This window comes from Mesorhizobium sp. M2A.F.Ca.ET.067.02.1.1, from assembly GCF_004023285.1.
Lineage (GTDB): Bacteria > Pseudomonadota > Alphaproteobacteria > Rhizobiales > Rhizobiaceae > Mesorhizobium.
Window position 1 is genome coordinate 1 of the sequence record NZ_RZSB01000219.1, and the last position, 8,141, is coordinate 8,141.

11 protein-coding genes are annotated in these 8,141 nt (G+C 62.3%); 4 read left to right on the forward strand and 7 right to left on the reverse strand.

Annotated elements, in window-relative coordinates; translation table 11 throughout:
• Positions 1–168, reverse strand: a 168-nt coding sequence (locus tag EOA28_RS16595; RefSeq protein ID WP_189342069.1) for a nucleoside hydrolase, incomplete at its 3' end; no start/stop codon positions are given.
• Between the two features lie 141 nt (positions 169–309).
• Between EOA28_RS16595 and EOA28_RS16600 the strand changes: the two genes are divergently transcribed.
• Both EOA28_RS16600 and EOA28_RS16605 read left to right on the forward strand, forming a co-directional pair.
• Complete coding sequence (locus tag EOA28_RS16600; protein ID WP_127249520.1) at positions 310–735, forward strand: Hsp20 family protein; 426 nt, start codon at positions 310–312, stop codon at positions 733–735.
• A 63-nt stretch (positions 736–798) separates the two neighbouring features.
• Positions 799–1,056 carry a DUF1150 family protein gene (locus EOA28_RS16605; protein ID WP_126081194.1) on the forward strand — a complete coding sequence of 86 codons (258 nt, stop codon included), beginning with the start codon at positions 799–801 and terminating at the stop codon, positions 1,054–1,056.
• 191 nt (positions 1,057–1,247) lie between these two features.
• On the opposite strand, the gene ptsN is transcribed toward EOA28_RS16605, so the two are convergent.
• From ptsN to lptC, 6 genes are all read right to left on the reverse strand, one after another.
• Entirely contained in the window at positions 1,248–1,712 is a 465-nt protein-coding gene (gene ptsN / locus EOA28_RS16610) for a PTS IIA-like nitrogen regulatory protein PtsN (RefSeq protein ID WP_042641064.1), read from the reverse strand.
• Positions 1,713–1,773: 61 nt separating this feature from the next.
• Entirely contained in the window at positions 1,774–2,361 is a 588-nt protein-coding gene (gene raiA / locus EOA28_RS16615; protein WP_127249521.1) for a ribosome-associated translation inhibitor RaiA, read from the reverse strand.
• Between the two features lie 303 nt (positions 2,362–2,664).
• On the reverse strand, positions 2,665–4,191 hold the full coding sequence (gene rpoN / locus EOA28_RS16620; RefSeq protein WP_127249522.1) for an RNA polymerase factor sigma-54: 1,527 nt from the start codon (positions 4,189–4,191) through the stop codon (positions 2,665–2,667).
• A 189-nt stretch (positions 4,192–4,380) separates the two neighbouring features.
• Positions 4,381–5,199, reverse strand: a complete 819-nt coding sequence (lptB, locus tag EOA28_RS16625) for an LPS export ABC transporter ATP-binding protein (RefSeq protein ID WP_042641058.1) — start codon at positions 5,197–5,199, stop codon at positions 4,381–4,383.
• The gene (locus EOA28_RS16630; protein WP_126081191.1) at positions 5,199–5,795 is read right to left on the reverse strand and encodes an LptA/OstA family protein; all 597 of its coding nucleotides are present in this window, start codon (positions 5,793–5,795) and stop codon (positions 5,199–5,201) included. Before EOA28_RS16630 ends, lptB begins: the two co-directional genes overlap by 1 nt.
• On the reverse strand, positions 5,782–6,495 hold the full coding sequence (gene lptC / locus EOA28_RS16635; RefSeq protein WP_127249524.1) for an LPS export ABC transporter periplasmic protein LptC: 714 nt from the start codon (positions 6,493–6,495) through the stop codon (positions 5,782–5,784). Before lptC ends, EOA28_RS16630 begins: the two co-directional genes overlap by 14 nt.
• A gap of 293 nt (positions 6,496–6,788) precedes the next feature.
• On the opposite strand from lptC, the gene sppA reads away from it, so the two are divergent.
• The gene (gene sppA, locus EOA28_RS16640; protein WP_127249525.1) at positions 6,789–7,745 is read left to right on the forward strand and encodes a signal peptide peptidase SppA; all 957 of its coding nucleotides are present in this window, start codon (positions 6,789–6,791) and stop codon (positions 7,743–7,745) included.
• 78 nt (positions 7,746–7,823) lie between these two features.
• Positions 7,824–8,108 carry an integration host factor subunit beta gene (locus EOA28_RS16645; protein ID WP_027165368.1) on the forward strand — a complete coding sequence of 95 codons (285 nt, stop codon included), beginning with the start codon at positions 7,824–7,826 and terminating at the stop codon, positions 8,106–8,108.
• Positions 8,109–8,141 lie beyond the last annotated feature (33 nt).

Genomic DNA, 8,141 nt, shown 5'->3' on the forward strand with positions numbered 1-8,141 from the left:
CTCGCAGATCTTGCGGGCGTTGTTCTGGGTCAGTTTCAGCGGCACGTTGCCGGCAACGGCGGTGATGCCGACGATCTCCAGCTCGGAACTGCCGGGCGCCAGCAATATGGCGACGGCGTCGTCCTGGCCGGGATCCGTGTCGATGATGATCTTTCTGGACTGGGGCATTTCAATTCCTTTTTGGGGAGTCTTTTTGGGCGGGGTTTAATGGCTTGAACTTGATCGCGCGGCGGACCATATCAAGACCATCGAGAAAAATGCCATCCGGGTTTTTCCAGTTTGTGTCGCTCTTCAGAGGACAGTGTAACAATGAGTCGAATGACGCCCTTCTCCAGCCCGCTTCTTTTGGGTTTCGATGCCATGGAAAAGACGCTGGAGCGTCTGGCGAAGACCGGCGACAGCTATCCGCCATACAACATCGAACGCCTCAGCGCCGCTGACGGCGAGGCCGAAAGGCTGCGCATCACATTGGCCGTTGCCGGTTTCGCCGAGAGCGATCTCGATGTCACCACGGAGGAAAACCAGCTGATCGTGCGCGGTCGCCAGACCGACGACACCGAGCGCGAATTCCTCCACCGCGGCATCGCCGCGCGCCAGTTCCAGCGCTGTTTCGTGCTGGCCGACGGCATGCGGGTGATAGCGGCCGAGTTGAAGAACGGCCTGCTGTCGATCGATCTCGACCGGCCGGAGGCCGAGCGGCTGGTACGGAAAATAAACATATCGGTGAAAGACTGATCTTTGCCGATGGCTCTATGCGAGGCGGCCAATCCTGGCGTCCTCGCGCCAAGGAGGCTTGAAATGACCAGAACTGACGAAATGATCACCATGACCAGCGGCGAACTCGCCCATCTCGGCGAAGGCTCTGTCGCTTATCTGCGGAAAGTGTCGAGCGACGACCTGCGCGGCCGCTTCCCCGGCCTCGGCGAAATCGCGCCCGGCCTGGAGCTGTGGGCTTTGTTTGCCGCCAACGGCCAGCCGATCCTGCTTTCCGATGCCCGTGACCGGGCGCTGGCGGGTGCGTTGGAGAACGACCTGACCACTGTCGCCATCCACTAAGGCATGTCTCCCGAAAGTGGGAACCGGTTTCGGGATAAAGACATGCGTAAAATCAAAACCTAAAGCGCATGGAGCGAATCTGAAAGATCGCGACGCGCTTTAGGGCGATTGCTGGCAGTTCGAAATGGAAAGGGCCGCTCCCGGCGGTCCCTCTAGGGTTTCTTCTCAAACTAGAGTTCTATCCCAAAACTTCAGGCTGCGTGCGAGGCCTGCGTGTCGGACAGCAGGGCGTGGATCGCCACCGCGTCGCGCGTACCCCTGATCTTGGCCACCGTGTCGGCATCGCGCAGCACGCGCGCGATGCGCGACAGCGCCTTGAGATGGTCGGCGCCTGCGCCTTCGGGCGCCAGCAGCAGAAAGACGAGGTCGACCGGCTGGTCGTCCAATGCCTCGAAATCGACGGGCGTTTCCAGCCGCGCGAAGACACCGGCGATCCGCTTCACGCCGGCGAGCTTGCCGTGCGGAATGGCGATGCCGTTGCCGACGCCGGTCGATCCCAGCCGTTCGCGCTGCAGGATGGTGTCGAACACCTCCCGCTCCGGAATTCCCGAAATCGCCGCCGCCCTCTCCGACAGCAATTGCAGAAGCTGCTTTTTGGAATTCGCCTTCAACGCCGGCATGATCGCCGGGACGCTGATGAGATCGCTGAGATCCATGCTTGAAAAATCCCTTGCTCGCCTGCCGCGCCAGTCGTCGCCCCCTCGCGCGGCCGGCTTTTTATGCCTGTGCGACTTTGGTCGTCGACGGATCGATCCAGCCGATATTGCCATCCGGCCGGCGGTAGACGATGTTGAGATGGTCGGTCCCGGCGTTGCGGAACAGGAATACCGGGCTGTCGCTGTTGTCGAGCTCTATGACAGCCGACGCCACCGACATGGTCCGCAGCGTCATGCTTGATTCGGCGACGATGGCCGGAGCGAAGTCCTCCGGAATGTCTTCCTCCTCATCTGTGAGGGGAGCCATCACCGTGTAGGCGATGTCGGTCGGCTCTTCGCCATTGCCGTTGCCGGTGTTGCGCGATTTCAGCCGGCGCTTGTAGCGGCGCAGCCGTGTTTCCAGGCGATCGGCGGCCGCCTCGAAGGCAAGCGTCGGGTCCTGGGCGTCGCCGGTCGCCTGCAAGGAAGCGCCGGAATCGAGCCGGATCATGCAGTCGGCGGAGAAACGCGACCCCGATTTGATGACCGTGACATGTCCTGAAAAACCCCGATCGAAATATTTCTCGATCGCCTCGCCGACCCGGTCGTTGATGCGCGTGCGGAACGCATCGCCGATGTCCATGTGTTTTCCCGAAATGCGTAGATTCATCTGAAAACTGACCTTCCTTGCCCAGGCTTCAAACTGGTCCCGAGTTTATACCCGTGGTGCGCGCGCACAAGCTTCGCAGCGGCATGCGCGCCGATTTTAGACCCGAACTTTCCGGTTGATCACAAGTCGCCTTCTTGGCCGTCCATGGCCTTGTCTGACGGACCCATTTGCAAGCGGGCATTACCGCCCTGCTCATGCGGGCGGGCTTCTAGACACTTCATTGCGGCTTGTCAATCAAGCTTGGGGATTGCGGGAAATCATCGGGATTCGGGTCGGGCCGGCATCGCCCGAATACCGGCGGGCCTAGCGGCCGGCGTTCGCGAGCGCCCGCTTCTCCCGCCGCCTTTGCACAGACGATGGGATATTCATGCCTTCGCGGTATTTCGCGACGGTGCGGCGCGCGATATCGACACCACTTTCCTTGAGCATGTCGACGATGGCGTCGTCGGAAAGCACGTCGGCGGGCTTTTCCTCGTCGATCATCTGCTTGATGCGGTCGCGCACGGCCTCGGAAGAGTGCGCTTCGCCGCCTTCGGCCGAGGCGATCGACGCCGTGAAGAAATAGCGCAGCTCGAAAACCCCGCGCGGCGTCAGCATGTATTTGTTGGCGGTGACGCGGCTGACGGTCGATTCATGCATGCCGATGGCATCGGCCACCGTGCGCAGGTTGAGCGGCTTGAGGTGGCGCACGCCATGGACGAGAAAGGCGTCCTGCTGCCGCACGATTTCCGACGCCACCTTGAGAATAGTCTTGGCCCGCTGGTCGAGGCTGCGCGTCAGCCAGTTGGCGTTCTGCAGGCATTCGGCGAGAAAATCCTTTTCCGCCTGGTCCTTGGCGTGGCTCGAGACACGGGCGAAGTAGACATTGTCCACCAGCACGCGCGGCAGCGTGTCGGCATTGAGCTCAACTGCCCAGCTGCCGTCATTGGCCGCGCGGACCTCGACATCGGCGACGATTGCGTCGCTTGCGCCGCCCGAAAACGCCAGGCCGGGGCGCGGATCGAGAGCGCGGATCTCGGCAAGCATGTCGAGGAGGTCCTCCTCGTCGACGCCGCAGATGCGTTTCAGCGTCTGGAAATCGCGCCGCGCCAGAAGCTCGAGGTTGGCGACCAGCGCTTTCATTGCCGGATCGAGCCTGTCGCGCGCCTGAAGCTGCAGCGACAGGCACTCGGCAAGGTCGCGCGCGAAGAGCCCTGCCGGCTCGAAGCTCTGGCAGGAGCCAAGCACACGCGCCACCGCCGCTTCATCCGTGCCGAGCCGGACCGCGATCTCCATCAGGTCGGTGCGCAGATAACCGGCCTCGTCGAGCCCATCGGCAAGCTCGCCCGCGATGAGACGTTCGCCGGGGCTCAGCGAAGCAAGTGCGATCTGCTCGCCGACATGTTCGCGCAATGTGACTGCGGCCGCGGCCATGTCGCCGACGTCGAATCCCTCGGATGAGGCTGTGCCGGCGCTGCCCGCTGCAGACTTCCACTGAGCCGTGAGATCCGGCCCCAGCCGCTCGCTGGTGCCGGGATCGTCGGGGAACAGGTTTTCCAGGGAAGAGTCGAGCTTTTGCGAGATCGCTTCCGCGCTCCACTCCGTCTCGCCCTCGAACCAGTCGCCGGCGCTATCCAGCTCCGGCGCGGCCTCGCTTTTCTGGGCCTGGTCGCTGGCGGCGTCATCCTGCGGTTCGGCGCGCTCCAGGAGAGGGTTGCGCTCGATCTCCTCGTCGATGAAGCGTTCGAGCTCGACATGGGTGAGCTGCAGCAGCCGGATCGACTGCATCAGCTGCGGCGTCATCACCAGCGACTGGGATTGTCTGAGCTGCAGTTTGGCTGCCAGCGCCATGGTGGGATTCAAACGCCTCGTCTACGCGTCGCACTCTTGCATTCCGGTCGGGCATAGAAACTGGCCCGGCTTTTGCTTGTCAAGGAAAACGCTAGCAGGATCGGCTTACCGGAGCGTTATTGGGCCGAAAAATCGCGGCAAACCAGTCGAATTGGGCTCAAATTCACTCTGGAGAAAGGTATTTTACGCTCAGAGCGTGAAACCCTCGCCGAGATAGAGACGCCGCACATCGGCGTTGGCGACGATTTCGTCGGCCCGGCCATGCGTCAGCACCTGACCGGCATGGATGATATAGGCGCGATCGATCAGGCCGAGCGTCTCGCGCACATTGTGGTCGGTGATCAAGACGCCGATGCCGCGCGCCGTGAGGTGGCGGACGAGCTGCTGGATGTCGGCGACGGCAATCGGGTCGATGCCGGCAAAGGGCTCGTCGAGCAGCATATAGGCAGGCCGCGTCGCCAGGGCCCGCGCGATTTCAAGGCGACGCCGTTCGCCGCCCGACAGCGACATCGAGGGCGCCTTGCGCAGATGGCTGATATGGAACTCCTCGAGCAGCTCGTCGAGGTTGCGTTCGCGCACCTTGCGATCCTTTTCGACCACTTCCAGCACGGCGCGGATATTCTGCTCGACGTTCAGCCCGCGGAAGATTGACGCTTCCTGCGGCAGATAGCCGATACCAAGGCGGGCGCGCCGGTACATCGGCATCGACGTGACATCGAAGCCGTCGATCTCGATCGAGCCCTCATCGACGGGAACAAGGCCGGTGACCATGTAGAAACACGTGGTCTTGCCGGCGCCGTTGGGGCCAAGCAGGCCGACGGCCTCGCCGGCGCGCACGCCGAGCGTCACCCCACTCACCACCTTACGGCCCTTGTAGCTTTTGGTCAGGCCCTTGGCGATCAGGGTGCCCTTGAACTTCGCCTTGTCGGTGCCGACCGTCGCCGGGGCAGCCGGCTTTGCGGCCGCCCGTCCCGGAAGACGGGCAAGCAGCGAGGATACGCCGGCCATTAGTTGCCCGACGCTCCCTGTTGCTGCGCGCCCTGCTTCTGGGGCGTGAACGACATCATCACGCGGCCACCGCAGCCGTCGACATTGGCGAGGCCGCTCTTCATCTGCACGGTGAGCTTGCAGCCCTTGAGCACATTGTCGCCTTGCGAAAGCACCACTTCCTTGCCCTTGAGCACCAGCACCTGTGTCTTCATGTCGAACGTGCCGCTGTCGCCGGTGGCGACCTGGTCGTTCGATTTGACGTAGACCTTGTTCTCGACCTCCAGGTGATCGATATTGGCGGCGCCCGTCATTGCCGACGCGCCGGCAGCCGCGCTTTTGTCAGCCTTGGGGTCCTTGACATAGTAGACCGTCATCTTGCCGGCCTTTAGCAGGGTCGGCCCCTGATTGACGGTCACATTGCCGCTGAATATGGCCATGCTCTCGGCTTGGCGGACCTCCAGCTTGTCGCTCTCGATCTGGATCGGCTGGTCGCCGGACAGCTTGAGCCCGGACATCTGGCTGGTCGCGCTCGACTGCGCGAAGGAATGCGCCGTCCCCAGAAACAGCAATGCGGAGGCTGCGCCCAGAGCCCACGCGGATTTACTGCGACGCATTCTGTTCTCCACTGTTTACCCCTGCCGCCTTCAGCGCAGTCGGATCGATGTTGACGCGAACCCGGTTCTCGAAGACCACGAGCCTGCCATTATCCTCGACCGACATCGAGTCCGCCGTGATGCGCGACCCGCCGCGGCTGACGTCGACCGGATTGCTCGTCTTCATAGAGCCTTTCCCCATGTCTAGGAAGATCGATTTGAATTTCGCCGCAAGGCCGTCCGTAGTCGTCACGCTGACGTCGCTGGTGAGGTCCATCGTATTGGCGTCGCGATTGTAGATACCGTGCTCGGCATCGACCGACACGATATTGTCGGTGGCGACGGGCAGTTTGGCGTTGATGCCTTCGAGGTCGATCACGGCCTGCTGGCCGACATCCTGCGTGGCCCTGCTCGCCGTCAGCGAATAGGGCAGCTTCTGCTTGGTGAAGCCGTTGAGCTTCGGATTGGCCATCACCAGCTTGCCGTTCGAAAACGCCGTGCCGTCGGCCTGCACGGAAATGGAGACTGGCGCTTTGAGGTAGGAATAGACTGGAAAGGCGATCGCAATCGCGGCCGCGAGCAGCGGCACCGCGAATTTCAGCACGCGCACGCGGCGCGAGTGCCGTTGCGCGCGGTTGAACGCCTCGCCGCGCGTGCCCTCTTGGATCGCGGGAGCCGGTGCCGCAGCGGCATCGCTCGTTTCGTCAGATCGCGCCAACATGACTTTTCTAATGGACCTTTGTCCGCCCAAACATCGCCTATAGGTGGTATGCCGGCACCTACACGCAAGCACAAGGGGACGAAAACTGCAAAAATGTGACGGCTGCCGCCCACAAAATCGGGAGGAATTCGGGGAGACGACCCGCACTTCATAGCAGATACAGAAGGGGACTGGGTTAATTTTTCGTGAGGTCGCCATCAACGCCGAGCTCGAAGCCGGCGTTCAGGAAACGGTAGCCGTGCGCCGAGGCTTGCTTTAAAAGCTTGCTTTCCCGCCGACCCATGAGGCTGACGATGGCAATGAGAGCCGACGACCTGATCGACCGCCGCCGCTTGCGTCGCAAGCTGACTTTCTGGCGCGTGGCTGCTTTTGTGGTTCTGGCGGCAGCGGTGATCGCCTTCTCGGCATGGGTCTATGACGACAATTTCACCGGCCAGGCGGTCCCCCATATCGCCAAGGTGAAGATCGAAGGCACCATCACCGAGGACGAGGAACTGCTCAAAAGGCTGGAAACGATCCGCAAGTCGCCGGAGGTGAAGGGCGTCATCCTGTCGATCGATTCGCCCGGAGGCACCACGGTCGGCGGCGAGTCGACATTCGAAGCCGTGCGCAAGCTTGCCGGCGACAAGCCCGTGGTGGCCGAGGTCGGCACTCTGGCGGCGTCGGCCGGCTATATGATCGCAAGTGCTGCCGACCATATCGTTGCCCGGAAGACCTCGATCGTCGGCTCGATCGGCGTGCTGATCCAATATCCTGACGTCAGCGGTCTCATGGACAAGCTCGGCATCAAGCTGGAGGAAGTGAAATCCTCGCCGCTCAAGGCTTCGCCCTCGCCCTTCAAGCCGACCAATGACGATGAGCGTGCCATGGTGCGCAAGCTGATCCTCGACAGTTACGACTGGTTCGTCGGCATCGTCGCGGACCGCCGCAAGATGACGCATGAGCAGGCGCTGGCGCTGGCCGACGGTTCGATCTTCACCGGCCGCCAGGCCTTGGCCAATCATCTGGTCGACGCTGTCGGCGGCGAGCAGGAGGCGATCGACTGGCTGGCGACGAAGGGCGTGGATGCCAAGCTCAAGGTCGTCGAGTGGAAGGACAAGGACAGGCGTGGCGGCTTCCTGTTCTCGCAGTCGATGGCAAAACTGGCCGCCAAGGCGCTTGGCCTGCCGGATGCCGGTGGCGATATCATTCACGAGCTCGGCGCCGACCGCTTGTTTCTTGACGGTCTCGTTTCGGTCTGGCACCCTTGACATGCCGTTGGCGCGAGCCAAAAAAGCAATAAAAATCATCCTGATAATCGTCTGCAGTGGTTTCACGGGGAACGTTCCATGATCAAATCCGAGCTTGTGCAGATCATTGCTGCACGCAACCCGCACCTTTTCCTGCGCGACGTCGAAAACATCGTCGGTGCGATCTTTGACGAAATCACCGACGCGCTTGCCGAGGGCAACCGGGTCGAGTTGCGCGGTTTCGGCGCCTTTTCGGTGAAAAACCGTCCCGCCCGCACCGGCCGCAACCCGCGCACCGGCGAGTCGGTCGAGGTCGAGGAAAAGTGGGTGCCGTTCTTCAAGACCGGCAAGGAGTTGCGCGAAAGGCTGAACGGCGGCAAATAGGCGCCGCGCCGGCGGGTCGAGACGGCATCTTGG

Coding starts and splice junctions, on each gene's coding strand:
- EOA28_RS16600 (WP_127249520.1), top strand. CDS start 310: ATGAGTCGAATGACGCCCTTCTCCAGCCCGCTTCTTTTGGGTTTCGAT.
- EOA28_RS16605 (WP_126081194.1), top strand. CDS start 799: ATGACCAGAACTGACGAAATGATCACCATGACCAGCGGCGAACTCGCC.
- ptsN (WP_042641064.1), bottom strand. CDS start 1,712: ATGGATCTCAGCGATCTCATCAGCGTCCCGGCGATCATGCCGGCGTTG.
- raiA (WP_127249521.1), bottom strand. CDS start 2,361: ATGAATCTACGCATTTCGGGAAAACACATGGACATCGGCGATGCGTTC.
- rpoN (WP_127249522.1), bottom strand. CDS start 4,191: ATGGCGCTGGCAGCCAAACTGCAGCTCAGACAATCCCAGTCGCTGGTG.
- lptB (WP_042641058.1), bottom strand. CDS start 5,199: ATGGCCGGCGTATCCTCGCTGCTTGCCCGTCTTCCGGGACGGGCGGCC.
- EOA28_RS16630 (WP_126081191.1), bottom strand. CDS start 5,795: ATGCGTCGCAGTAAATCCGCGTGGGCTCTGGGCGCAGCCTCCGCATTG.
- lptC (WP_127249524.1), bottom strand. CDS start 6,495: ATGTTGGCGCGATCTGACGAAACGAGCGATGCCGCTGCGGCACCGGCT.
- sppA (WP_127249525.1), top strand. CDS start 6,789: ATGGCAATGAGAGCCGACGACCTGATCGACCGCCGCCGCTTGCGTCGC.
- EOA28_RS16645 (WP_027165368.1), top strand. CDS start 7,824: ATGATCAAATCCGAGCTTGTGCAGATCATTGCTGCACGCAACCCGCAC.